At 34.9% G+C, this 25,025-nt stretch carries 25 protein-coding genes; 18 read left to right on the forward strand and 7 right to left on the reverse strand.

Annotated elements, in window-relative coordinates; all coding sequences use genetic code 11:
- Positions 1-196: 196 nt before the first annotated feature.
- From HX049_RS03355 to dnaG, 9 genes are all read left to right on the forward strand, one after another.
- A complete protein-coding gene (locus tag HX049_RS03355) occupies positions 197-577 on the forward strand; it encodes a four helix bundle protein (protein WP_286414053.1) in 381 nt (126 codons plus the stop codon).
- A 144-nt stretch (positions 578-721) separates the two neighbouring features.
- Positions 722-1,714: a porphobilinogen synthase gene (hemB, locus tag HX049_RS03360; protein WP_006262347.1), complete on the forward strand. Its 993-nt coding sequence runs from the start codon at positions 722-724 to the stop codon at positions 1,712-1,714.
- 138 nt (positions 1,715-1,852) lie between these two features.
- On the forward strand, positions 1,853-2,215 hold the full coding sequence (locus tag HX049_RS03365) for a DUF7716 domain-containing protein (RefSeq protein ID WP_286414055.1): 363 nt from the start codon (positions 1,853-1,855) through the stop codon (positions 2,213-2,215).
- Positions 2,216-2,331: 116 nt separating this feature from the next.
- On the forward strand, positions 2,332-2,742 hold the full coding sequence (locus HX049_RS03370) for a c-type cytochrome (protein WP_286414057.1): 411 nt from the start codon (positions 2,332-2,334) through the stop codon (positions 2,740-2,742).
- 544 nt (positions 2,743-3,286) lie between these two features.
- Entirely contained in the window at positions 3,287-4,888 is a 1,602-nt protein-coding gene (locus tag HX049_RS03375; RefSeq protein WP_286414058.1) for a fumarate hydratase, read from the forward strand.
- Between the two features lie 540 nt (positions 4,889-5,428).
- A complete protein-coding gene (locus HX049_RS03380) occupies positions 5,429-6,778 on the forward strand; it encodes an SWIM zinc finger family protein (RefSeq protein ID WP_286414060.1) in 1,350 nt (449 codons plus the stop codon).
- Positions 6,779-6,955: 177 nt separating this feature from the next.
- Positions 6,956-7,996, forward strand: coding sequence for a 23S rRNA (adenine(2503)-C(2))-methyltransferase RlmN (gene rlmN, locus HX049_RS03385; RefSeq protein ID WP_286414062.1), 1,041 nt, complete (start codon positions 6,956-6,958; stop codon positions 7,994-7,996).
- Between the two features lie 106 nt (positions 7,997-8,102).
- On the forward strand, positions 8,103-9,080 hold the full coding sequence (locus HX049_RS03390) for a polyprenyl synthetase family protein (RefSeq protein WP_025124552.1): 978 nt from the start codon (positions 8,103-8,105) through the stop codon (positions 9,078-9,080).
- A 97-nt stretch (positions 9,081-9,177) separates the two neighbouring features.
- Positions 9,178-11,160 (forward strand): DNA primase, encoded by a 1,983-nt coding sequence (dnaG, locus tag HX049_RS03395; protein ID WP_286414064.1) that lies wholly within the window; start codon positions 9,178-9,180, stop codon positions 11,158-11,160.
- Between the two features lie 24 nt (positions 11,161-11,184).
- On the opposite strand, the gene HX049_RS03400 is transcribed toward dnaG, so the two are convergent.
- The 3 genes from HX049_RS03400 to nadE form a co-directional block, all read right to left on the reverse strand.
- Entirely contained in the window at positions 11,185-11,661 is a 477-nt protein-coding gene (locus tag HX049_RS03400) for a hypothetical protein (RefSeq protein ID WP_286414066.1), read from the reverse strand.
- A gap of 3 nt (positions 11,662-11,664) precedes the next feature.
- Complete coding sequence (locus HX049_RS03405) at positions 11,665-12,138, reverse strand: hypothetical protein (RefSeq protein WP_286414067.1); 474 nt, start codon at positions 12,136-12,138, stop codon at positions 11,665-11,667.
- Between the two features lie 72 nt (positions 12,139-12,210).
- Complete coding sequence (nadE, locus tag HX049_RS03410; RefSeq protein ID WP_286414069.1) at positions 12,211-13,017, reverse strand: NAD(+) synthase; 807 nt, start codon at positions 13,015-13,017, stop codon at positions 12,211-12,213.
- A 74-nt stretch (positions 13,018-13,091) separates the two neighbouring features.
- Here nadE and gldB point away from each other — a divergent pair, with 74 nt between their 5' ends.
- Both gldB and gldC read left to right on the forward strand, forming a co-directional pair.
- Entirely contained in the window at positions 13,092-14,078 is a 987-nt protein-coding gene (gene gldB, locus HX049_RS03415; protein ID WP_286414072.1) for a gliding motility lipoprotein GldB, read from the forward strand.
- Positions 14,078-14,416, forward strand: a complete 339-nt coding sequence (gene gldC / locus HX049_RS03420) for a gliding motility protein GldC (RefSeq protein WP_006259815.1) — start codon at positions 14,078-14,080, stop codon at positions 14,414-14,416. The genes gldB and gldC overlap by 1 nt, the downstream gene beginning before the upstream one ends.
- A gap of 45 nt (positions 14,417-14,461) precedes the next feature.
- Here the strand turns inward: gldC and HX049_RS03425 are convergent, their stop codons facing one another.
- The 4 genes from HX049_RS03425 to HX049_RS03440 form a co-directional block, all read right to left on the reverse strand.
- Positions 14,462-15,442 carry an acyl transferase gene (locus HX049_RS03425; protein ID WP_286414075.1) on the reverse strand — a complete coding sequence of 327 codons (981 nt, stop codon included), beginning with the start codon at positions 15,440-15,442 and terminating at the stop codon, positions 14,462-14,464.
- A 94-nt stretch (positions 15,443-15,536) separates the two neighbouring features.
- On the reverse strand, positions 15,537-15,848 hold the full coding sequence (locus HX049_RS03430) for a T9SS type A sorting domain-containing protein (RefSeq protein ID WP_425355290.1): 312 nt from the start codon (positions 15,846-15,848) through the stop codon (positions 15,537-15,539).
- Between the two features lie 149 nt (positions 15,849-15,997).
- The gene (locus HX049_RS03435; RefSeq protein WP_286414082.1) at positions 15,998-17,161 is read right to left on the reverse strand and encodes a hypothetical protein; all 1,164 of its coding nucleotides are present in this window, start codon (positions 17,159-17,161) and stop codon (positions 15,998-16,000) included.
- A gap of 334 nt (positions 17,162-17,495) precedes the next feature.
- On the reverse strand, positions 17,496-20,249 hold the full coding sequence (locus tag HX049_RS03440; protein WP_286414085.1) for a TonB-dependent receptor: 2,754 nt from the start codon (positions 20,247-20,249) through the stop codon (positions 17,496-17,498).
- Positions 20,250-20,433: 184 nt separating this feature from the next.
- Between HX049_RS03440 and HX049_RS03445 the strand changes: the two genes are divergently transcribed.
- From HX049_RS03445 to HX049_RS03475, 7 genes are all read left to right on the forward strand, one after another.
- Positions 20,434-21,126, forward strand: a complete 693-nt coding sequence (locus HX049_RS03445) for a response regulator (protein WP_286414087.1) — start codon at positions 20,434-20,436, stop codon at positions 21,124-21,126.
- Between the two features lie 3 nt (positions 21,127-21,129).
- Complete coding sequence (locus HX049_RS03450; RefSeq protein WP_286414089.1) at positions 21,130-22,191, forward strand: sensor histidine kinase; 1,062 nt, start codon at positions 21,130-21,132, stop codon at positions 22,189-22,191.
- Positions 22,192-22,293: 102 nt separating this feature from the next.
- The gene (trmB, locus tag HX049_RS03455; protein ID WP_286414092.1) at positions 22,294-22,965 is read left to right on the forward strand and encodes a tRNA (guanosine(46)-N7)-methyltransferase TrmB; all 672 of its coding nucleotides are present in this window, start codon (positions 22,294-22,296) and stop codon (positions 22,963-22,965) included.
- Position 22,966: 1 nt separating this feature from the next.
- Positions 22,967-23,593 (forward strand): amino acid permease, encoded by a 627-nt coding sequence (locus HX049_RS03460; RefSeq protein WP_286414095.1) that lies wholly within the window; start codon positions 22,967-22,969, stop codon positions 23,591-23,593.
- Positions 23,593-23,928, forward strand: coding sequence for an MGMT family protein (locus HX049_RS03465; RefSeq protein ID WP_286414097.1), 336 nt, complete (start codon positions 23,593-23,595; stop codon positions 23,926-23,928). Before HX049_RS03460 ends, HX049_RS03465 begins: the two co-directional genes overlap by 1 nt.
- A gap of 546 nt (positions 23,929-24,474) precedes the next feature.
- Complete coding sequence (locus HX049_RS03470) at positions 24,475-24,774, forward strand: hypothetical protein (RefSeq protein WP_286414099.1); 300 nt, start codon at positions 24,475-24,477, stop codon at positions 24,772-24,774.
- Positions 24,775-24,828: 54 nt separating this feature from the next.
- Positions 24,829-24,951, forward strand: coding sequence for a hypothetical protein (locus HX049_RS03475; protein ID WP_286414102.1), 123 nt, complete (start codon positions 24,829-24,831; stop codon positions 24,949-24,951).
- Positions 24,952-25,025: the final 74 nt, after the last annotated feature.

Genomic DNA, 25,025 nt, shown 5'->3' on the forward strand with positions numbered 1-25,025 from the left:
TCTTAGATTATTGAATTATTATCAGAAAAACGAAATAAATATTATGAATTATTATTTGCTTTTATCATAGTAATCAGTATGAAATTACTAAATAGAGATAATTAGTTATATAAACAAATTATTAAGTTATTAGATTTTGTGTATAATGGAATGTTTGTTGTTGCAATTTATGGTACTATAAATAATCATAAACTATATGATAGACTATCGAAATTATAATGTTTGGAAACTGAGCCATGAATTAGTATTAAAGACCTATCCATTATTAAATTTATATCCTAAGTATGAGGAAAGAAATTTAATAGATCAGATAAGAAGGGCAGTAGTATCAATTCCTACCAATATCGCAGAAGGATGTGGTAAGGATACACAGAGAGAATTAGTTAGGTATTTATATATAGCATCTGGTTCTGCTCATGAGGTAGAGTATTTACTTCTTTTATCAAGAGATCTACGATATATTAGAGATGAGGACTATTATGTGCTTCAAAATGATATTGTAAGTATTAAAAAGATGCTCGCTTCTCTAATTAATAAGATTAAAATAACAATAAATAATGAATCAAATAAAGGTTAACGATCTGTTTATAGATATCGAGAGCAACTGTAAACCGTAAACCGTTCACCGTAAATCAAAATAAGAACACAGGTCAACGGTCTGTTTATAAATGTCGAGAGCAACTGTAAACTGTAAACCGTAAACCGTAAACTGAAGAAAATTATGTTTCCATTACAAAGAGGTAGAAGATTAAGAACAAATGAGTCTATTCGTAGTTTGGTAAGAGAGACTATCGTGACTCCACAAGATTTTATGTTCCCTATGTTTATAGCAGAAGGGACTAATGTACAAGAAGCTATTCCTTCGATGCCAGGTATGTTTAGACGTTCTGTGGATTTGACAGTAAAGGAAGTAAAAGAGCTTTATGCATTAGGTATTCGCGCAGTGAATATCTATGTAAAAGTAAGTGATCACTTAAAAGACAATGCAGGTACAGAAGCATGGAATCCTAATGGATTAATGCAGACTGCTATCAAAGCGATAAAAGATGCATGTCCAGGTATGATCGTAATGCCAGACGTAGCATTAGACCCATATTCTATATACGGGCACGATGGTATTATCGAGAATGGAGTAGTAGTGAATGACCCTACAGTAGATGCACTGACGAAGATGAGCGTATCTCATGCAGAGGCAGGAGCAGACTTCGTAGCACCGAGTGATATGATGGACGGGCGTATCTTGCGTATGCGTGAAGCATTAGACCAATCAGGATTTACGAATGTAGGTATCATGAGTTATTCTGCTAAGTATGCATCTGCATTCTACGGACCATTCCGCGATGCACTAGACAGTGCACCTAGAGCAGATGTAGAGATACCAAAGGACAAAAAAACATATCAAATGGACTATGCTAATCGTATCGAAGCTGTAAAAGAGGCGTTATACGATGTAGAAGAAGGAGCAGATATCCTTATGGTAAAACCTGGTATGGCTTATTTAGATATCGTACGTGAAGTGAAAGACGCTGTGAATGTGCCTGTAGCTGTGTACCAAGTATCTGGAGAGTACGCTATGGTAAAGGCTGCATCAGAGAGAGGATGGCTTGACCACGATCAGATCATGATGGAACAATTAACTTGTATCAAACGCGCTGGAGCAAGTATTATCTCAACATACTTCGCTAAAGAAGCGTCTATTCTATTGAATAAATAGTTAGAATAAGTACTATAAATAGAAGAAGCTCGTTGATTTTGTCAACGAGCTTTTTTCATTATAAGTTATTGATAACTTTTTTTCTAAATTGTAGTAAGAAGTGTTTTAACTTTATCCACTAGTAAAATTATAGAATATATGACGCCTGTTTTTAAAAATAAAACATATCGATTAGCAGAGTTTATCTTACTTGTTAAAGATCGAAAAGAAAGAGCTACGGAGTATAATCCTGCCTATCAGTATGCTATTTATGCTGTAGAAGATGAGGCGGATGTAGAGTTAGAGATTTATGTTGGTGATCCTGTTGAGGTGACCGAGGATGATGAAGAGATATATCCAGACGCTGTTACAGAACTAGATATGTGGTATCTGTGCTCTGATGAAGATATACAAGATGTAGTAGACTTAGCAGTGAGCCAGAAACCTACAGTGAAGGTAGAAGAACTCATCATGGCATTGGATTACTATCTGACGATAGATGATTTTATAGATTTTGACTAAAAGATATAAGTCTATCATATGTTATTTGTCCGTTTATTGCACTAAAAGGACTGTTTTGTATACTATAATGTTCATTTTGTTTCTCTATTTTTGATGGAAATAAATAAACAACAACAATGACAAAAATTATAAAAACTAGTTTGCTACTTCTTGCTGCTATTAGTGTAGTAGCATGTGGAGGTAAGGATGATAAAGCACAACCTGAAGCTGTGTACGAATCAGAGAGAGGAGAAGTAGCTGAAATGACTATGTCTGAAAAAATCAAGCTAGGTGAAGACATCTTTAAAGGAAAAGGGAACTGTGCTTCTTGCCATCAGACAGATAAAAAAATAATAGGACCAAGTGTCAAAGAAATATTGCAAGTGTATGATAAACACAACGCTGATCTGGTTTCTTTTTTGAGAGGAAATGAGGAACCTATAGTTGATCCTTCTCAGTTTATCATTATGCAAGCTAACTTAGAGATCACAAAGAAGTTTAATGATCTAGAAATGGAAGCGCTTATTGCCTATATGCGTAGTTTGTAGATAATAAATAAACAGTAAGATATCGAAAAGCCTTGAGTCAATAGATTCAAGGCTTTTTTATATTCAGTAAGAGATAGATTTTACCCATTAATATAAAATGCAATTCAGACTATATTGAATGATAAATGGGAATAAAACACTTTTTTTTAGCAGATGATCAGGATGTGATGGGCTAGTGATGCTATAGTGATTGCATTAAAACAGGCTAAAATTATGCGACCACTATCCTATCACTATGCGACCACTATGCGATCAGTCAATTTAGGAAGGAAATAGAAAGTATAGTAATGTGTTTATTTTAAGTGTGATATGAAGTGATGGGATTAGATATTGCTACATATTATAAAATGAGAATATAAAATCGTTGTCTAATATGCGAAGAAAGTGTTCATTCTTAGAGAAATAAAATGAAGAGTTCTAATATTAATCTGTAAAGTGTAAATGATCTATATCCCTTATAAACACTGGCTATTTAGAAGCATTCTACGATTTTATAAGGACTTTAATTAGTAATTTTACTAAACAAAAATAAACTAACAATTCAATGGACTTCATATATCAAGATCCGTATCCGATTCAGAAAGATGATACGCAGTACAAAAAGATTTCTTCTGACTATGTAAAAGTAGAAAAATTAGGAGATAGAGAGATATTAGTGGTTGATCCTAAAGCGATTGAGATGATTGCTGAGACAGCGATGACAGATGTGTCATTCATGTTAAGAACATCGCACTTAGAAAAATTAAAAGCTATCCTAGACGATCCGGAAGCGACAGATAACGATCGTTTTGTAGCTTATAACTTATTGCAAAATGCAAAAGTAGCAGTAGAAGGGCAATTGCCTTCTTGTCAAGATACAGGTACTGCTATCGTAGTGGCAAAAAAAGGTGAAAACGTATATACGGGATCGAATGATGCTGAGAGTTTATCTAAAGGTATCTTCGAAACGTACCAAAAGAAAAACTTGCGTTACTCTCAGATTGTACCTATCAGTATGTTTGAGGAGAAAAACTCAGGTTCTAACTTACCTGCACAGATCGATATCTATGCTGCACAAGGAGCTAAATATGAGTTCTTATTCTTAGCGAAAGGTGGAGGGTCTGCTAACAAGACGTTCTTATACCAAAAAACAAAATCTCTTCTTAATGATAAAAACTTAACGGAATTTATCAAAGAGAAAATCATGGATCTAGGTACTGCTGCCTGTCCTCCATATCACTTAGCTTTAGTGATCGGTGGTACATCTGCTGAGGCAAACTTAGCGGCTGTAAAGAAAGCATCTGCTGGATACTATGATAACTTACCTACTTCTGGTAATATGGGAGGTCAAGCATTCCGTGACTTAGAGTGGGAGAAAAAATTACAATTAATCTGTCAAGAGTCTAAGATTGGAGCACAGTTCGGGGGTAAATACTTTACTCATGATGTACGTGTGATCCGTCTTCCTCGTCACGCTGCTTCATGTCCTGTAGGATTAGGAGTATCTTGTTCGGCAGATAGAAATATAAAAGCGAAAATCACTGCAGAGGGATTATTCGTAGAACAATTAGAGACTGATCCAGGACGCTTCTTACCTGCAGTAGCTCCTCACTTAGAAGAGCCTGTGGTAATCGACTTGGACAAGCCAATGAAAGAACAATTAGCAGAGTTAACGAAGCATCCTATCAAAACTCGTGTAATGTTAAACGGAACTGTTATCGTGGCGCGCGACATCGCTCACGCTAAGATCCAAGAGATGTTAGACAATGGACAAGAGATGCCAGAATACTTCAAGAATCACCCAGTGTACTATGCAGGGCCAGCTAAGACTCCAGATGGTATGCCATCAGGAAGCTTCGGGCCAACTACAGCAGGGCGTATGGACCCTTATGTAGATAGTTTCCAAGCGGTAGGTGGAAGTATGATTATGCTTGCGAAAGGTAACCGTAGTCAGGCGGTAACTGATGCGTGTAAAAAACACGGTGGTTTCTACCTAGGTTCTATCGGAGGACCAGCTGCTATCCTTGCAAAAGAGAATATCTTAAGCGTAGAGGTGGTTGACTTCCCAGAGTTAGGAATGGAAGCTGTACGTAAGATCGTAGTGAAAGACTTCCCTGCCTTCATCATCACTGATGATAAAGGAAATGACTTCTTCGCAGATCTATAATAATCAGAATAAACTAACAATTTATAGACGACAATGAAAAGCCGATACTAGCGACAGTATCGGCTTTTTTTAATTAGTAATTAGGAGTGTTCTATTCACTAACGGTGTCAAACAGATGTTTTTTAAGGCTCTGTTCTGCGTCACTTTCTATTGACATACTGTATAGCATACAGTATGTCATTCCGACGATAGGAGGAATCGCACTAGTTTATTCTCACGACTATTTCTACATCTCGTGTGTGATCTTTCCTTACGTCAAGATGACAAAAAGAACAGGTAAGGTATAGGTTAGTAGCAACTTCCAAATATCACTACCTCTTTGTTATTCCGACGATAGGAGGAATCATATTAGTATACCATACATGGATATAGTCAATATAAGTGCTTGAAGAATAATATAAATAGCCCTATTCTAGTAAAGAATAGGGCTTCGTTGTCTTATCCATTTATGGAAGAGAGTAATGCTTGACAGATGTGTACAGTTCTAGAAGGTTATATTTATATGAATTTTAGTACCTTGCTTACTCATTTTTAAGTACCATGAACGATCTATTATCTTATATATACAATAATCCTTCAAGCTTAACGAAAGGCAAGGGAGGGGACGAATTATTCTTAGCGAAGTACAGTGAGATACAGAAGAAGACTGATGCTCCATGCTTTTTTTGGGGTAATGTGAAAGATCCATTTATTATGGCTCGTTGTTTAATCGCGTTGTCTAATGTGGTAAAGTCAAGTTTTAATTTATCACCGGCTGATTTGGCTAAGCTAAAAGACCCTATCGCTACGGCTGGGGATGGTAGAGTGCGCTTTGAGGGATTTTCTCATTGTGCAGGAGTGTATGCAAGAGTAGATGTATTGCCTGATGGGTTAGAAGGAGAGTTTTTAGAGAATGGGACTACGAATGTAGACTTTAACCAACCGATGCTTACTGCGCTGAATAGCATTAAGCAAAAGGAGAGTGTACTGCTGTCAATAGGTCAGAAGGAAGTTAGTATTCAGACGGAGGATAAGAAAATAGTGGAACGCAAAGTGCCTCTTCCGATTAAGTGGATTAAAGGATTGAGTACAGTACAGATTTACCTGTCTAAGGCAGAACGTGTACATACGTTTAATAAAATACAGGCTCAACAACTGTTTAGAGGTATTCCGAAAGGGATTGTGAAGAATGATTATTACTTGATATTGAGAGGGAATATGCCTTCTTTTTCTCCTGTTAAATCAAACAATGGTATTTGTGTAGGAGGTATTCACCGTTTACGATTATTAGAACCTCTATTGCCTTATATGGATTATATGCAGGTCTTTCCTCATCCTGATATGCAGAGCACCACGTGGCAGTTGTATTTTGGAGATATTCGATTTAGTTTGTCTTTATCTCGTGAAGCTTTTAGAGGGTTCTCGGGAGAGGGAGCAGCATTAGAGTCGTTAATAGATGATGTGGATGACGAGTGGATAGATGCGATGGATAAATATGCTTATGCGAATCAACGCTTTAACCCGACGATGTTTGCGATGGAAGAAGGGATGAGTTTCACTGATGCAGATAGTCTGACAGGGCGATTAGCCGCTATGGGGTTGTTAGGTTTTGACTTAGATGACAATGCTTTCTTTTACAGAAGATTACCCTTTAAGTTAGAGCGCATTCTAAGTCTAAATCCTCGTCTAAAGAATGCAGAAAAACTAATTGCTGAAAATAAGGTAGAGATTATTAGTCAAGCTAATGGACGGGTAGAAGCTCGTGTAGATGGAAGTGGAGGTGTGAGACATACTGTAATCTTAGATGGTGACCAAGAGCGATGTACTTGTGAGTGGTATGGTAAGTACCAAGGGGATAGAGGGATGTGTAAACATGTGCTGGCGGTGAGGAAGTTGACGTCAAAGAGTTGATTTTGAGTTTATACGGCATGGCACGGATTACAAATCCGCGCCAACGTAATCCGTGCAAACACAATCTGTGTTAATGTAATCTTTGTAGACAGAAGGTTTACTTTAGCTTCTTTACATTATTGTTATAATTTTATTACAGTATTTGGCAGTCGGATAATTTGAGATTAACTTTGCGCCATGCAAATAGACAAAAAAGACATCAGAAGTTTATCTAAGGAACAATTAAGGGATTTCTTTGTTTCTCAGGGAGATAAGGCATTTAGAGGAAACCAAGTGTACGAGTGGTTATGGAGTAAAGGGGCTCATAGCTTTGAGGATATGAGTAACTTATCATTGGCTACCCGTGAGATGCTAGATGCTAACTTCGTAATTAATCATATCAAAGTAGATAGTATGCAGGTAAGTACTGATGGTACTATCAAGAATGGTGTGAAGTTACACGATGGTCTTATTGTGGAGTCTGTTCTGATTCCTACAGAAACACGTACTACAGCCTGTGTGTCTTCTCAGGTAGGGTGTAGCTTAGACTGTGAGTTCTGTGCTACTGCACGCCTTAAGCGTATGCGTAACTTGAATCCTGATGAGATTTATGATCAAGTATTAACAATCGACCAACAAAGTAGACAGAATCATGGACACCCGTTGTCTAATATTGTGTTTATGGGAATGGGAGAGCCGTTAATGAATTATAATAACGTACAGAAAGCCATTGAGAAGATTACTTCTGAAGAAGGGCTAGGAATGTCTCCTAAGCGTATCACAGTGTCTACTTCAGGATTGCCTAAGATGATTAAGAAGTTGGCAGATGATGGTGTGAAGTTTAAGTTGGCAGTGTCTTTACACTCTGCTATCGAAGAGACACGTAATCGTATTATGCCTTTTACTAAGAACTTTCCCTTGACAGATTTAAGAGAAGCACTTCAGTACTGGTATAGTAAGACGAAGAGTCGCGTTACGTATGAGTATGTAATTTGGAAAGGAATTAACGATGACAAAGCTTCTGTGGATGCATTAGTGAAGTTCTGTAAATATGTACCGTGTAAAGTAAACTTGATCGAGTATAACCCTATCGATGATGGAGAATTCCAACAAGCGGATGAACGTGCTACGAATAGCTATATAGCGGCTTTAGAGAAGAATGATATCACAGTAGTGGTACGTCGTAGTCGTGGTAAAGATATTGATGCAGCTTGTGGTCAGTTGGCTAATAAATCATAAGTTTAGTTTATAGAAAATTGCGTAAAGAATTGTTTAGCAATTTCTTAATGATTTCTATTTGAGGGAAACTATCGAATGATATAAAAAAGTCGTATTTTTGGGTGCAATGAACATAGTACAGCAAATAAAACAGCCTATACAGAATGAGATGGAGCTTTTTGAAAAGAAGTTCCGCAACTCAATGACTACTAAGGTAGCCTTACTAAACAGAATCACTTACTACATTGTAAATAGAAAAGGGAAGCAGATGCGTCCTATGTTTGTATTTCTAGTAGCGAAGATGGTGGCGGGTGAGGTTAATGAGCGTACTTATCGAGGAGCTTCTGTTATAGAACTTATCCATACTGCTACTCTAGTACATGATGATGTAGTAGACGATAGTAATAAACGTAGAGGTTTCTTTTCCCTTAATGCTTTATGGAAGAATAAGATAGCTGTATTAGTAGGTGATTATCTATTAGCAAAAGGACTTTTATTGTCTATTGACAACGGTGATTTTGATTTACTTCGTATTATCTCAGTAGCTGTACGTGAGATGAGTGAGGGAGAGTTACTACAAATAGAGAAAGCTAGACGATTAGACATTACAGAAGAGGTGTATTATGAGATTATTCGTCAGAAGACAGCTACATTGATTGCGGCTTGTTGTTCATTAGGAGCTGCTGCTGTAGATCCAGATAATGCAGAACTTATAGAGAAGATGCGTAAGTTCGGAGAGTTAATCGGTATGGCATTCCAGATAAAGGATGATTTATTTGACTATACGGATGGGCCTATTGGTAAGCCAACAGGTATTGATATCAAAGAACAAAAGATGACACTTCCTCTTATTTATGCTTTGAATACCTCAGAGCCTAAAGAGAAAAAGTGGTTGATTAACTCAGTGAAAAATCACAATGAGGATAAAAGACGTGTGAAAGAAGTCATCGCATTCGTCAAACAAAAAGGAGGCCTAGAATACGCTACTACTAAGATGGTAGAGTATCAACAAGAGGCTTTAAATATACTACAGGAGTTTCCAGAATCTACTTATAGAGAAGCTCTGTTCACGATGGTGAATTATGTTATAGAAAGAAAAAAATAGTTATATAAACTGACAAGATATATAAAGAAGTCGCTTGATATTACCTTAAGCGACTTCTTTTTTTATCTTTGCAAGTATCAAGAACTAAACTTAATATATGATTTCCAAAAGTACCATAGATGCTGTATTTGACGCTGCTCGTGTAGAGGAGGTGATAGGCGACTTTGTAACTCTGAAAAAGTCAGGGAGTAATTACAAAGGCTTGAGCCCTTTCGTAAACGAGAAGACTCCGTCATTTATGGTGTCACCTGTGAAGCAAATATGGAAAGACTTTAGTTCTGGAAAGGGAGGTAATGCGATTAGCTTTATTATGGAGCATGAGCACTTCTCTTATCCTGAGGCAATACGATATTTAGCAAAGAAGTATGGTATCGAAATAGAAGAGACAGAACAGAGCGATGAGGAGAAAGAGCAACTGAATGAAAAGGAGAGTATGTTCATCGTGTCTGAGTTTGCGAAGAAGTACTTTGAAGAGACATTGTTCAATGCGGAAGAAGGTAAGGCTATAGGAATGACTTACTTTAAAGAGCGTGGTTTTACTCAAGAGACAATTAAAGAGTTCGGATTAGGATATTCTCCAGATCAGTGGAGTGCTTTCACAGATGCAGCTCTTCAGAAGGGATATTCTTTAGAATACTTAGAGAAAACAGGGCTTACCATCGTAAAAGAAGACCGTAAGTTTGACCGATTTAAGGGAAGAGTTATGTTTCCTATTCAGAGTATGTCTGGTCGAGTATTAGGATTCGGAGGACGTATTCTAATTGCCGATAAGAAAGCTGCTAAGTATCTAAACTCTCCTGAGAGTGATATCTATCACAAGAGCAAGGTACTATATGGTATCTATCATGCTAAACAAGAAATTGCCAAACAAGATAACTGTTTCTTAGTAGAAGGGTATACTGATGTTATACAGATGCATCAGACAGGTATAAAGAATGTCGTGGCTTCTTCTGGTACTGCATTAACGCCTGACCAAATTCGTTTGATTAGTCGATTGACTAAGAATATTACAATGTTATTTGATGGGGATGCCGCAGGTATTCGGGCTTCTCTTAGAGGGGTGGACTTGATATTAGAGGCAGGGATGAACGTACGCGTATGTCCTTTGCCTGATGGAGAAGACCCAGACAGTTTTGCTCGAAAGCATTCTAAAGAACAGCTAGATGAGTACTTCAAGAATAATGCTACTGACTTTATTCGTTATAAGGCGAATCTATTAATGGGGGAAGCGAAAAACGACCCTATTAAGAAAGCAGAGCTAATTAGAGATATGGTACAGAGTATCTCTAAGATTCCTGATCAGATACAAAGAGAAATCTATGTGCAGGAATGTGCTCGTATAATGGATATTTCTGAAGATGTGATCTTTAATTCTTTAGCTCAAATCGGTCGAAAAGAATTAGCTGAGGCAAATAAGAAATATACACAGGAGAGAAAGCAGATGGAGGTGGTGCATTCAGAGCAACAACCAAAAGAAGCTATCGATCCACAGTATAATTTAGAACGCAAGATTATTGAGATATTACTGTTGTACGGTAATATGGATGAGCTGTTTATAGAGCTTCTATTAGATGTGAATGAGGAAAATGAGGTAATAGAGGTAGAGCATAAAGTAGAACAGAAGGTCTATGAGCGTATTTATCTTAGTTTACAAGAGGATGAGGTACAGTTGACTAATCCAATGTTTAAAGTGATATATAAAGATATTATGGATTACTATCATCACAATGCTTGGGATCTAGAGAAGTATTTAAAGACATTAGATCCAGAAATGGCTCAGGAAGTGACTAATATTATCATGGAGGATGAAAAGGAAGCTTTACACAATTGGGAGTCTCAGAATATCATAGTGAAGCAGAAGGAGCAGGGTGTATCTCAATACGTGACAGAAACGATATTGACGCTAAGAATGTTCTTATTGAATACGATGATCGAAAAGTATAAGGTTAAGTTGAAAGATAGTGATGAGAAGCGATCTTATGAGATGTTGACACTAATTATGGATTACACAAGTCTGATGAATATGTTCTCTAAGCGATTAGGTCAAGTAACATCAAGGTTTAAAACGATAGAAGACTAAAAAAAGAGGCTATTGGCCTCTTTTTTATTTTAGATTTACAGAAGTACGAACTTCTATATTATAAGTTCTTGATTTAGGAACTAATGCATGATATGTCACTATAGGATTATTGATTCCTTTATTAAAAATCATTTCAACTTCTAGTTTGTTTACACTGTTATTACTGCAATTCTCTTTTAGCATAGGTATTATATCTATAATAGAAAGAACACCTTGTACTTTTACTTGTCCAACTAATAAGTCAAAATCTTTAAAGTTGATAATATCTTTATAGTAAGAAGAACCATTAACTCGATTCTGAAACTCTGTTTCATTTTTAATCACAGTGTATTGCCCTATTTGTATCCCTTTTACTTGAAATTGAGTTGTAGGGAATAGGAAGTTTTGCTGTAATTGATCGATTCTATAAAACTCTTCTTTACAATTCTTATCTTCATCAGATGAACATGACGTAAAAGCTGTTGATATTACTGCTAGTACTAATAATAAATACTTTTTCATACCTTATTTATATCTTACAGATGTTCTTACTGCATAATAATCACTTCTTGTTCTTGGAACGATAGTATGATATGTCATAATAGAATTATTCAATCCTTTGTTTACAAAAAACTCTACTTCGAGAAGATTGTCTCCTCTTGAATTACAACTTTCTTTGTACATGGTTACAATATCGATGATATTATTATGTCTATCAACAAGAGCTTCTCCGATAATTAGTTCATAATCTCTAAAATTGATTTCATTTCTATAAAATTGAGCTCCTCTTACTCTGTCTTGGAATTCTCTTTCACTTTTTATTACTGTGAAATTATTATGATCTAGCCCCATAACACGAAAATTGTCAGGGTGAAAATTACCTTTCGGAGGTAATTGATCAGATTTATAAAATCCATTACCACAATAGTCATCATCTACAGAACATCCTGCTAGAGATATTGATAATATTGTAAGTAAAAACAATAAATACTTTTTCATAACTAATATTTTTTTAACAAAGGTATTTGTTTTTAAGATATAGATGATGAAAAAGTATTTATTGAATAGTGATTATTTGAATTCTATAGGAATTATACAAACAGGTATAGGGTTAATCTTATGCTGGTTGATTCTATTTAATCTACTATATATTTCAAAAACTTCTTTTTCTCTTCCTGTGAAGTTTTCTGCTTTAGCTCCTTTTTCATGTGCTAGCATAGCTATTTCTAGTTCGTCATAATTAGCACCTAACTGATCTTCATCAGATCGCTCATCTCCAAATAGTCCATCAGTAGGTTTAGCTATTATAATACTACTTGGAACTCCTAAGTACTCACCTATAGCACGTACTTCTGATTTCATTAAGTCTGCGATAGGGCTTACATCTACGCCACCGTCACCATATTTAGTAAAGAAACCTACTCCGAAGTCTTCTACTTTGTTTCCTGTTCCTGCTACTAAGCTTTTGTGTAGTCCTGCATAGTAGTATAGTGTGGTCATACGCAATCTAGCACGTGTGTTGGCAAGTGTAAGATTTAAGATAGCTTCATCATCTGAAGAGGGAACAGCTGTTTTTAATGTTTCAAATGTAGAGGTCAAGTCTGCTACGGTAGAGGATACATTAGTAAACTTTTCTTTTAAGAAAGAGATGTGTTCTTTAGCTCTTGATACTTGTGAAGGGTCTTGGTGTATTGGCATCTCAACACATAATAGAGGTAGTCCCGTCATAGCGCATAGTGTTGAAGTTACCGCAGAATCAATACCTCCTGATATTCCTATTACATATCCACTTACTCTTGCATTCTGCGCATATACTTTTAACCAATTAACTATATAATCTGTTACTGCTGTAGTATTCATTTTAGTGTTGTTTACCATGACTTTAAATATTTTATGGAATAGGTTGATATCTATCTTATTATATTTGTACATTGAAAATAAAAAAAGATAGAATGACTTTTTCCAAATTTACTAATTTATCTAGTGCTGTATTACTAGTGAGCTGTGTTTTTTGGTCTAGCTGTGGAGATAAGCAGAGTGAACTTGATAAAGAGATTAATGCTATTCCTATAGATATGACTATTACTCGCTTTGATCAAGAGTTCTTCAAGTCAGAAGACGCTGATCTAGCAGGTATTAAAAAACAGTATCCGTATTTCTTTAATGAAAATTTATCTGATGAGTTTTGGCTGAAGAAAAAACAAGATTCCATATTCATAGAATTAAACGAAGAGGTGGAGAAGAAGTACCAAGATTTAGGTGAATTGCCAAAGCAATTAGAAGATTTCTTTAAACATGTGAAGTATTATTATCCACATGAGTCTTCAAAGAAAAAAGTAATCACATTAATATCAGAAGTAGATGTTACAGCTAAAGCTATTTATGCAGATTCATTAGCACTAATTGCTTTAGATACTTATTTGGGAAAAGAACATCGTTTTTATGTTAGTTTTCCAGAGTACCTAAGACCATCTTTTGAGCCGACACAGATATTGCCTGATTTAGCAGAGAGCTTCGTACTACAGAAGATAGGAGGCAATAGAGATCGTACTTTCTTAGGAGGTATGATACAGTATGGTAAGGTATTATACGCTAAGAAATTATTGTTGCCTAAAGTTAATGATGCTTATATCATGGGCTATACTGTAGAGCAGATCAAGTGGTGTCAAGAGAATGAACAAGAGATGTGGAGATATTTTATAGAGAATAATTTATTATTTGATACAGATAGTAAGCTGAGTAGTCGATTTCTTACAGCAGCTCCTTTTTCTAAGTATTATCTAGATATTGATAGTGATAGCCCTGGGAGAACTGGTGCTTGGTTAGGTTGGCAAATTGTCAATGCGTATATGCAAAATAATAATGTAACTTTGCATGATCTGTTTAATACAGATGCAAAAGAAATATTTGAAAAATCAAAGTATAAACCAAAGAAGTAATGAGTAAAAATCACGTTTCTGATATAAATATTAGAGTAGAGTTAGACGAAAATAAAGTGCCAGATAAATTGTTTTGGACAGCTAAAGATGGAGGTGTAGAGAAAGCTAGTTCTAAAGCAATGTTATTATCTATTTGGGATCATAAAGCTAAAGAGACATTGCGTATAGATTTGTGGACTAAGGATATGCCTGTAGATGAAATGAAGAAATTCTTTCATCAAACATTAGTAGCGATGTCAGACACATTTGAGCGTGCTACAGAAGATGAGAAGATGGCAGCAACAATGAAAGACTTCTGTGATTATTTTGCAGAGAAATTAGATCTTTTAGAAAAGTAATTATAAGGGAGAGGCTTATACGTTCAAGCGTATAAGCCTCTTTTATTATACAACCATAAGATTACAACCTCTTATGTCAGAATGGTCAAATCTTCCTAAGATTTCAAATGAACCATTACTGTATTTTTTTCCTAAGTCTTGTGTAGCGATAAAGGAGCAAGAATTAATATTAGCTAAATCGATTACATTGACTCCACCTGTTTTGCCTTCTTCTACGTAGGTTAAAGCGTCTTCTGGATCACGAGTTAAGATATCCATCCAAGGAGGACATTCAAAGATACCATCACCAAAAGAATAGCCTTGAGATAATAGCTCAGTCATTCCATATTCAGAGTGTATTTTAGATACCCCAAAACCTTCACACAGTACTTGGTGTAGCTCTTCTCGTATCATTTCTTTGCGTCTACCTTTCATACCTCCGGTTTCCATAATAATAGTATTGCTAAGGTTAAACTTTTGCATTTCTATCATATCTAGTAAGGCATAGGTAACACCTATTAATAAGACGTTTTTACCTTGTTTATCTAAGTCGATTAGCATTTTAGCTAGTTCTTCATAGTTGTGTAGGTAGAATCCACTTTCAGGCTGATTAGAACCTTCTATAAGATCTTCTACCATATATATAAGAGATGAACCTTCTCGTTCTAAATAAGCAGGTAAAAGAGCTAAAACAACATAGTCTTCAATGTTTCCATAGAAGTGGGAGAATGCTGCTCTAAAGCTATATTCGTAGTAGTCTAGATCAGTCACATGATGTTTACTAGTGATCATTCCAGTAGTACCACTACTTGTGAATGTTATTTTTATAGGATCTATTGAAGATAAAACATCTTTGCTCTTAAAGAACTCGATAGGTAGAAAAGGTACCTCTGTCAATGTTTTAACTTGCTCAGGAGTTTTATTTAGAAGATTACAGAATTGTTGATAAACAGGATTATGTTCATACTGGAATCTAAAGACTTTCATAGCTACTCTATGAAAATCTTTTTTTGTTTGTATTTGGATGATTTCTTCAGGTTTAAACACGGTCTATTATATTTAAGTACAAAAATACAAATAAAAAAAGAGCATCACTTTAGTGATACTCTTTTAAGAATATAAAATCATTAAAATGTATTTCTTATTTTACTACTATTTTTCTAGTAGCAGTAGCATTACTTTCTTTTATCTTCATAATGTAAATACCAGCATTTACACTATAAGGTAAGTTCAACTCTCTGTTATTAACAGTAGTTGTAAATACTTTTTTTCCTACTACATTATAAAGCTCTACCTCTTTTGGTTCATTTTTAGTAGACTCAATGTACAATTTACCATTCGAAACCGCTGGGTTAGGGTAAATAGATAGCCCTTCGATACTCTGATTAGCGTATCGAGGTTCATTATTATAGCGCAAACCACTTTGCGCAAATGCTGTGCTTCCGCCTAACATTGCAATGAACATTGTGATATAAAAGTATTTTTTTGCCATCTAACTAAAATTATGGTATAAAAGTAATTATTTAAAATGACATAAAAAAACAAAAAAGTGCCTATTTTTTTAAAATAAGCACTTTTTTTAACATTTTTATTTTTGAATTACTATAGACCTACTGTCCAACCTTTAGTCCAATCTGGTACTTCAGCACCATTTCCTGCACCTTTAGCTTCTCCAGCAGTAAATACTTTAGAAACATCTACTGCATCTCCTTTAGTATTTTTACCTTTAGTAGGCTTAGTAGTTGTACTGATTAATTTCACATTGGTTAACAACAATGAACCATCATTTACGTTGTTGATAGTTTCATCATGCTCTACATCAAATGCAGTTGCATAATTTCCGATTACTACATCATTTAATTTTCCTTTAGTTCCCTCGCGTAACTTCATTGCTGTTCCTTCTCCATCTACAGCAGGTAGTAATGTGATTCCTGTGATAGTAGGGTTAGAATAAGGATTAGCTGCTCTGTTTTTAGAATTGTTATCTGCTTCGAAGCCTTTGTCTGCTGTACCAGATTGTTTAGAGAACCAAGCTTTGTTTTCTTGACCATTCCATCCTTCAGTCCAGTCAAACTGATCATCATCGTTATTAGATGATACTAAGTACTGTGCACTAACTGTTCCTCCGAACCACTCAAATCCGTCATCAGATCCTTCGTGTGCTTGTACATATTGGATTACAGTTCCACTTCCTACTCCGAATAAAGAAAGTCCATTGAATTCTTTTTCAGTGTTGTAGTTAGCTCCTGCGTATTCGATTCTTAAATATTTAATAGAACCTGAGTTATCATTAGCTTCTTTTCCTCCGTATGTTAAGTCTGATACTTCAGCTGTTGCTGTTTCTGCTTTGTTAATAGGTGCTTTACCACATACTACTAGACCTCCCCAGCTACCTCTTTTCTTTTCTAGAGCTGTCATTACTACAGGATTGTTTTGTTTTCCTTCTACGTAGATTTTTCCTCCTTGTCCTACTGCGATATAAGCAGAAGTACCTCCTTCACCGATAATCTTAACTCCTTCTGGGATGTTTAATGTAGCCCCGTCGTTAACGATTAGTTTCGATGTAAGTTTATATGTTTTGTTTGCTTCTAAGTTTAGTTTATCTCCTTTTTTAAGTTCTCCACCTAATTTGTCTCCGTTTATTCCTGGAGTAGTTGTTCCTGGATCTGTCGTTCCTCCTCCGTTATTATCATCACTTGATGAACAACTTGCTAATGTTAATGTAACTAATGCAATACTGAATCCTGCTCTTAATAATTTTTTCATGTGTAATATAGTTTTTTATATTGTTTGATACAAAGATGTCTAGAAAACAGAAAATACATGTTAACTCATTGTCATTGAATAATTAACAGTTTGTTTCCTTAGTATTAAATAGATGTTAAGTAGGTTAATTATAATAGTGGTATAACCTGTATTTTAAGTGTGTGTAAATAGGAAAGAGGGATGAATGCTTTTGTAAGTTATTAAGAGATAAATGTTTTTTTAAAATAGGTCATATAGATTATGATTTTAAGTGATCCTTTTTTAAAAAAATAAAGCGAGAGCCTTATTAGAAGGCTCTCGCTTTGCTTGTGGGGTATTATATGGTATTTGTATTCTAGAATGAATAGTTTAGGCTTAAGCTAAAGTTTCTTCCAAGTTTATATGATCTTACTAAGACATCTTGTGTCGAGTTTTGTTGTTCTCTTTCGATTTTTGGATCTAATAAGTTTTTAGCATTTAAACCAATACCAAACCTCTTATTAAACTTCATCTTGAAAGTAAAATCTAACATACCGAATGCTTTGTCTACTAGGTTACCACTTTGCTCTGTTCCGATAGAGTATAGTTTATCAGAGAAATGCGCATAAGATACAGTAGTCATTAAGTTTTTCTCACCCCATTCTTTGATATAAGATAAGTCAGCATTTAATAAGAAATCTGATGCACCTGTGAAGTCTGAGTTATCATGAGTAAACGAGGTAGACAGATATTTGTTTTCTCTATTTACTTTGTCATTGTCTAATTTTTGGTATGTCTTCATGATAGAAGCGTTTAATCCTCCTGTCAGTTTATTAGTATTTACATCATCGAAGCTGATTAAGTTTTTACGTACTTCTATTTCTAGTCCCGCTGCATATCCATAATCACCTGTATTCGCGTATGTGATATCATTAGAAGAAGAAGCCGAAACAATCTCATTGATTGGGTTTTTAATATATTTACCAAATACAGAAGCAGAGAATACTTCATCATTAGTTGGGAAAAATTCCCACTTAAGATCTACGTTGTAGTCATCAGATGCATATAAGTCTGGGTTACCTACTTTAATCTCTGTAACATCCTCATAGATAAATCTAGCTCTCTCTTTGAATTGAGGTAGAGTATATGTTTTAGATGCAGCAAAACGAAGGTTGTTTCTATCATCTACAGCATACTTTAAAGACAAACTTGGTAAGAAAGCATTTTTATCCAATGTATTAGAGTTTTTATCTGCATCTAATTGGGTTTGCCAAGTAACTTTTTGAGTGATAGTTTCAAATCTAGCCCCAATAGTACCTGATAATCTATCTGATAATTTGTACTCAACATTTGCAAAACCTGCATGTACTGTCATATCTCCATCATAGGTTTGAGGTAATAATGCATTAGGTGTATTCGCACCTCCTCTAAAAGTATACGTTTCGAAGTATCCGTTGTTGAAGTTTTGTTGGTTAAAGAAGTTATCTAGCGCATACGGATTTATGTTTTTGTTGTAATCAGCATTGATCTGAAATACATACTGTGTAGCCTTAAACTCTCTGTTCTTTTGGCGTAAGTTATACCCTACTGTTAACTTTCCATCGTATAGGTTCTCACTATTTTTACCGAATTTATAAGATGCAGCGATATTTGCACCTACTTCGTTTTCGATTAGATCCTCGAAGTATCTGTTATTATCAGATCTTGAGTTAGTCGAAAATTCGTAGTTATCTTGTCCTTTAATTTTGTTTAAAGTGTACATCTGTCTGTCAGGAGTCTGTGCAGAGATATTATTAAGAGCTAACCCCCAGTTTAGGTCTATTTGATCATTTAGTTTATGATCTCCTAATAATTGGTTTACGAATAGACGATCTTGTCTGTAGTTTTGTCTTGATAGAAGCGTATTTTCATAGTAGTCTTTTCTATCTGTGATATCTCTGATGTATCCAGTGTACTCATCTAATTTTTCTTGAGTACCATTGATTAAAAGAGTATTGTATTTAATACTATTTCTAGAGTTGATATTGTATTCTGCATTTAACATCGCAGTAGTATTCGTATTATACTCATAAGATTTCATGTATAAATCTTTTGTAAAGCTGTTTTGAGCTTGAGCAGTACGATTAATTCCTTCTTTGAATTTGTAATTGTTGTCAAAAGATACAGTAGCAAAGATGTTTAATGAAGACTCTGCTCCGAAGTAGAATGATTTACCTCCATTTAGTCCTAAGCTCATTCCATAAGGAGATTTGTTTTTTGTCTGTGCAGAGTTTTTAAAACTAAAACTTTCAAGTGCGTTACTAGGTTGTTTTGTATTAGAGAACCCTAAAAAGCTTCTGTCTGATAGAGATCTAAACTTATCCTCTCCTACAGCATTAGAATTAATGTTTGACCCTAAACTAATGTTGAAGAATCCCTCTCCACTGTGTTTTTTAGAGATAATATCTATATTTCCTCCTGCGAAGTCTCCAGAGTTTCTTGCACTGTATGCTTTATCTATTGAGATGTATTCTACGATATCAGTAGAGAATAAATTTAGGTCAATATTCTTTTTCTCAGGATCATTTGACGCTAGAGGTAGTCCATTTAGAGAAGTACTATTATATCTATCTCCTAGTCCACGTACGAATATTGTTCCTGTACCTTCTTGTTTAGCTACTCCTGTTGTTTTCGCTACTGCAGAAGCCACATCACTTACCCCTTTACGAGATAGTTCTTGTGAACCTATATGTTGTTTGATCTCACTAGATCTCTGTTGTTCTATAAGTAGAGCTGATTCTCTAGATTTAGAACGCGTAGCTTCTACCACTACTCCTTCTAGTTCTACATGTTCAGAGGCTAATGCTATATTTATTGTTTTTGTTTCTTTTTTTGCAACTGTGATTGATTTTTCTTGAGTTACATAACCCATATATTGAAATTGTAATATATAAGTACCTGCTTCTACTGAGATACTATAACTACCATCTAATTCTGTGTTTACTCCTTCAGAAGTATTTTTAATTGCCACGGTAGCATAGGCTAGTGGTTCATGCGTAGAGTCATCTGTTATTTTTCCTTTAATTTCGGCCTTTTGTCCATAAAAAGTGGCTGATACCATTAAGGTTAAGATCACTAAGAAATTTTTCATATAAATAAGTGTGTTGTATTATTGGTGCAAAGAACCTAGATGTATGTATCGTGAATGTTAATCTAAGTTTAATTTTTTGCGTACATTAGGTTACCAAATCGTTAACATATTAAATTATTGTAAAGTCTACATTTAATAATGTATTATGCTCTATATTTGACCTACTAAAACACACAACATAAGTATGAAGAATTCTGAAATTAAGATCCTTTTAGCTGACGATGAGCAAGATATTATCGATATCATTGGATATAATTTAGAGCAAGAGGGGTATCAAGTATTTACTGCAACAAATGGTAAGCTAGCAGTGGAGTCTGCAAATCAAAATAAACCACATCTTATCATATTAGATGTAATGATGCCTGAGATGGACGGTATAGAAGCATGTGAGTTAATCAGAAAAAATAGCAGTTTATCTAATAGTGTCATTACTTTTTTAACAGCACGTGGGGAAGATTACTCACAAGTAGCAGGTTTTGAAGCTGGGGCAGATGATTATATCACAAAACCTATTAAACCAAAAGTACTGATGAGTAAAGTAAAAGCATTACTTAGACGTGCCCGATTCAGTGATGACACATCTAGTAATATTATAGAGGTAGGGGATATTAGAATAGATAGAGATGAATATAGAGTATTTGTTCGCAAAGAAGAAATTGTATTCCCTAGAAAAGAATTTGAACTACTGTATTTACTTATGGCTAAACCAGGCAAAGTATTTACTCGAGACGAAATCTTAGATGCAGTATGGGGTAATGAAGTAGTAGTAGGAGGAAGAACCATAGATGTACACATCCGAAAACTAAGAGAGAAGATCGGAGACAGTTACTTTAAAACAATAAAAGGAGTAGGATATAAATTTGACCACGCAGAATAGTTAATGGCAACTAAATTTAAAAACTCTTATAAGTTCGCAATAAAGTCTGCATCATCTATTACCTTAATAAGCTTTATTGTAACCTTCCCTATAGGTGTATTTTATCTAAATATTCCAGTTTGGATAGTGCTAGGATATCTAGTAATCTTATTCACAATGTCCTTTTTTATTCTTCAGTATCGCGTAGAACACTTTATTTACAGAAGAATAAAAAAAATATATGACAATGTCTCTTTATTAGAACACGCCGATCTAAGAAGTAGAGCTGTGACGACTGATATGCAGACCTTGACAGAAGAAATCCAGAAATTTGCTAAAAACAAGAAGATCGAGATTGAGTCTCTTCAGGTGAGAGAAGAGTATAGAAGAGAGTTCTTAGGTAATATATCGCATGAACTAAAGACTCCTCTATTCACGATACAGAGTTACCTAGAGACTCTACAAGATGGTGCGATCAATGATCTTAAGGTCAGAGATCGTTATATAGAGCGTGCCGCTCAGAGTGTAGATCGTCTTATCTATATCGTTAATGACTTAGATATGATTACTAAGCTTGAGTCTGGTGACCTACATCTTAATATCGTGACTTTTGATATCGTAGAGACGATTAGACATGCTTTTGACTTTTTAGATTATAAAGCTAAGAAAAGAAATATATCTCTAATCTTTGACCTGAATTATAACAAGCCTATCTATGTAGTTGGAGACAAAGAACGAATAGGGCAAGTTATTACAAATCTAATAGATAACTCTATTAAATATGGCAAAGAAAAGGGAACTACAGAAGTAACTATAGAAGACTTAGTGAACAATAAATTAATTATTCGAGTGACTGACAATGGTCTTGGAATAAAGAAAGAGAACGTAGCTCGTTTATTCGAACGTTTTTATCGCATAGATAAGAGTGGAGCTAGAGCAGTGGGAGGTTCAGGTTTAGGATTATCTATAGTGAAGCATATCGTAGAGGCTCATGAAGAGCATATCTATGTGGAGAGTAGTTTTGGTTACGGATCGGAGTTCTCTTTCACTTTAGAGAAAGCTTTTGTAGACTCTACAGATAATTGATTATTAACCAATAAGGTATCTATTTGTTGCGTATAAAATTAAAATAGTATAGTTTCACTATAATTACTTAATTTTGCGCAAATTTATAATGAAGTATATCACGTGGGAAGTAAAAATAAACTAAAGCGATTCAGAGAGAACGAAACTTTTGATATTGTATATCAGCCGACTAGAGAAGACATGATAGGAGAGTTACCTCAAAAAGGGAATTGGAATAAAGATGTTTTTAAGAATGATAATCCTATCGTATTAGAACTAGGATGTGGAAAAGGGGAATATACAGTAGAGCTAGCGAAGCGTTTTCCTGAGAAAAACTTTATTGGTATTGATATTAAAGGTGCTCGTTTTTGGCGTGGTGCTAAGACGGCTGTGGAGTCTGGAATGACTAATGTGGCTTTCTTACGTACACAAATCGAATTGATAGAGCATGCTTTTGCAGCAGGTGAAGTGAGCGAAATCTGGATTACTTTCCCAGATCCTCAGATTAAGTATAAACGTACTAAACACCGTCTAACGAATAGCGAATTCCTTAAGCGATATAAGAATATTTTATCAGCGGATGGTATTATGAACTTAAAGACGGATAGTGAGTTCATGCATGGGTATACATTAGGACTTCTACACGGAGAAGGGCACGAAGTTATTTATGCTAATCACCACATTTATAAAAATGAAGGTGCACCTGCGGTAGTAACAGAAATTCAAACTTTTTACGAATCACAGTATTTAGAACAAAATAAACCTATAACTTACATTCAATTTAGAATTAAGTAAGATGGGAGTAGAAGTTGTCACACTTTTATTTTTTGGTTTTTTAGCAGCGACCTTGGGAGTTTCTCTTCCAGGGTTGCTTAATATGACGGCTGTCAAGATCGCTAAGGAAGAAGGAGGGCGCAATGCTTTTTCGTATGTCTTAGGAGCTTCGACAGTTATTTTTATACAGACATTTATCGCCATTTTCTTTTCTAAGCTTATTGATTCTAGTCCCAGTATTACTGAGGCTTTACACGAAATTGGTTTAGCTATTTTTGCGATATTGACGATTTACTTCTTCTTTTTCGCAAAGAAAAAAGAGATGGAGAAAAAGAATAACCCTAAGAAGAGTAAGTCACCTTTTGTATACGGACTTTTCTTGGCTTCGATCAATGTTTTCTTAATTCCGTATTATGTTTTTTTAAGTATTACACTGGCTACTTACGATTATCATATCTTTGATCTTGTATGTACTGTATTCTTTTCTTTAGGGGTGGTGATAGGGTCAGCGATGATGTTCTATCTCTATATTTCCTTTTTTAAGAAACCCTCTAGAGAAGATGCTTTCATCTTGCGCAATATTAACTACGTAATTGGGACTATTACAGGTATTATCTGCTTGATCACGATATATAAGTTATTGAAATAATGGGTAAACAAGATAATTTCTTTGAACGTGTTTTCGCTGTTGCAAGACAGATACCAGTAGGTAGAGTGACTACTTACGGAGCTATAGCGAGAGCTATCGGGGCAGCGCGTTCGGCTCGTATGGTAGGTTATGCTATGAATGCATCTCATGATGATGATACAGTACCTGCACATCGCGTAGTCAACAGAAATGGGTTATTGACAGGTAAATTTCATTTTGAAGGAACTAATCTGATGCAGCAGTTATTAGAGAATGAAGGCGTAAAGGTTATTGATAATAAAGTTGTCAACTTCAAAGAGCTACTTTGGGAACCTACCGTGTATGAAGGTGAATAGATAAGCTTATAGATTACTTTTTTTCTCTATTCGTGTATTTTAATCTTGTCGAATATATGTTATTGGTTCATATTTTGAATTAGTTGATTTGTTGCTTATTTTGACAAATAAATGCTTAATATTTTCTTTTAAGTATCTATTATTTACTTTTTATGAGTTTGAGAGGACTCTTTCTTTAATGTTTTTTCACATATTTAGGCTATTGAAGCCTTTTTTTGTGTTCTTTTTTTAAAAAAAGGCTTTCTTTTTTTGCACTCATATTGAGATTGTAACAGGTTAAGTTGTTGATTGATAATGATGTATAATTGTTTATGTTTTTAATGATTAAAAAGTATACTAGGCTTTAATCCTATATACAGCGCGCTTTAGAGTGAACTTCTTCAAGAGTTCTTCAACATTTCCCCAAGATTGCTCTAGTAGAGGGCTTATTTCTTGAAGAAGTCTTGAAGATATGTTGGGGCAGTGTTGAAGAGGTAAAAAGGATGTAAGATACAAGGAACGAGTTATTGCATTTTATTGTGTGTTTTTAGGTGTAAAAAAACAGTTATGAAGGGCTTTTTGTTTTTAGTGTTATCTTTTTTCTCGGTCGTGACTAGTTGTTACTCTAGTGAAGGTACTAGCTCCTTTTATCTTAAGAAAGACCTCTTAGGGATTTGGGAATATGTGTCTTCTAAGGTATATGATATAGAAGGGAACATTGTAAGGGAAGAGGAAGAAGAGAGCCCTAATCACTGTAAGTTGTTGATCATAACTTTTGATGAAGAGAGTATAGAATATTTTAAGTATAACGGGATAGATAAGGAAGGAAAATGTATAGAAGTGAGTCAAAAAGTAAAGTACGATTAGAGAGATGACTGTATTTATACACTTGATAGTGAAGGAGAGTTAGACTTGGGTGAGATGTTGGTGATTAAAGAATTATCTGACGATACGTTTTCTTTTTATAGAAGGCTAGCGAATCCTATTGTCAATAATGGAATAGCACTTCAAGGCGTAGAGTTAAAACTAAAAAAAGTGAAATAGAAAAGGTTGAAGATTAGATAGAGCACAGACTAAAAGCCTGTGTTAATTTACCTTTATCTCAATTGATAAGTAAA

The sequence above is a fragment of the Myroides odoratimimus genome (assembly GCF_030326305.1).
Taxonomy (GTDB): Bacteria; Bacteroidota; Bacteroidia; order Flavobacteriales; family Flavobacteriaceae; genus Flavobacterium; species Flavobacterium odoratimimum_A.

Bases quoted from the DNA above. Each gene is read 5' to 3' on its own strand.
- dnaG (WP_286414064.1), top strand. From the start codon at position 9,178: ATGATTTCCAAAAGTACCATAGATGCTGTATTTGACGCTGCTCGTGTA.
- HX049_RS03355 (WP_286414053.1), top strand. From the start codon at position 197: ATGATAGACTATCGAAATTATAATGTTTGGAAACTGAGCCATGAATTA.
- HX049_RS03365 (WP_286414055.1), top strand. From the start codon at position 1,853: ATGACGCCTGTTTTTAAAAATAAAACATATCGATTAGCAGAGTTTATC.
- HX049_RS03475 (WP_286414102.1), top strand. From the start codon at position 24,829: ATGTTGGTGATTAAAGAATTATCTGACGATACGTTTTCTTTTTATAGA.
- HX049_RS03440 (WP_286414085.1), bottom strand. From the start codon at position 20,249: ATGAAAAATTTCTTAGTGATCTTAACCTTAATGGTATCAGCCACTTTT.
- HX049_RS03435 (WP_286414082.1), bottom strand. From the start codon at position 17,161: ATGAAAAAATTATTAAGAGCAGGATTCAGTATTGCATTAGTTACATTA.
- HX049_RS03400 (WP_286414066.1), bottom strand. From the start codon at position 11,661: ATGAAAAAGTATTTATTATTAGTACTAGCAGTAATATCAACAGCTTTT.
- HX049_RS03405 (WP_286414067.1), bottom strand. From the start codon at position 12,138: ATGAAAAAGTATTTATTGTTTTTACTTACAATATTATCAATATCTCTA.
- hemB (WP_006262347.1), top strand. From the start codon at position 722: ATGTTTCCATTACAAAGAGGTAGAAGATTAAGAACAAATGAGTCTATT.
- HX049_RS03460 (WP_286414095.1), top strand. From the start codon at position 22,967: ATGGGAGTAGAAGTTGTCACACTTTTATTTTTTGGTTTTTTAGCAGCG.
- HX049_RS03470 (WP_286414099.1), top strand. From the start codon at position 24,475: ATGAAGGGCTTTTTGTTTTTAGTGTTATCTTTTTTCTCGGTCGTGACT.
- HX049_RS03450 (WP_286414089.1), top strand. From the start codon at position 21,130: ATGGCAACTAAATTTAAAAACTCTTATAAGTTCGCAATAAAGTCTGCA.
- gldB (WP_286414072.1), top strand. From the start codon at position 13,092: ATGACTTTTTCCAAATTTACTAATTTATCTAGTGCTGTATTACTAGTG.
- HX049_RS03445 (WP_286414087.1), top strand. From the start codon at position 20,434: ATGAAGAATTCTGAAATTAAGATCCTTTTAGCTGACGATGAGCAAGAT.
- gldC (WP_006259815.1), top strand. From the start codon at position 14,078: ATGAGTAAAAATCACGTTTCTGATATAAATATTAGAGTAGAGTTAGAC.
- rlmN (WP_286414062.1), top strand. From the start codon at position 6,956: ATGCAAATAGACAAAAAAGACATCAGAAGTTTATCTAAGGAACAATTA.
- HX049_RS03465 (WP_286414097.1), top strand. From the start codon at position 23,593: ATGGGTAAACAAGATAATTTCTTTGAACGTGTTTTCGCTGTTGCAAGA.
- HX049_RS03430 (WP_425355290.1), bottom strand. From the start codon at position 15,848: ATGTTAGGCGGAAGCACAGCATTTGCGCAAAGTGGTTTGCGCTATAAT.
- HX049_RS03380 (WP_286414060.1), top strand. From the start codon at position 5,429: ATGAACGATCTATTATCTTATATATACAATAATCCTTCAAGCTTAACG.
- HX049_RS03370 (WP_286414057.1), top strand. From the start codon at position 2,332: ATGACAAAAATTATAAAAACTAGTTTGCTACTTCTTGCTGCTATTAGT.
- HX049_RS03390 (WP_025124552.1), top strand. From the start codon at position 8,103: ATGAACATAGTACAGCAAATAAAACAGCCTATACAGAATGAGATGGAG.
- nadE (WP_286414069.1), bottom strand. From the start codon at position 13,017: ATGGTAAACAACACTAAAATGAATACTACAGCAGTAACAGATTATATA.
- HX049_RS03375 (WP_286414058.1), top strand. From the start codon at position 3,287: ATGGACTTCATATATCAAGATCCGTATCCGATTCAGAAAGATGATACG.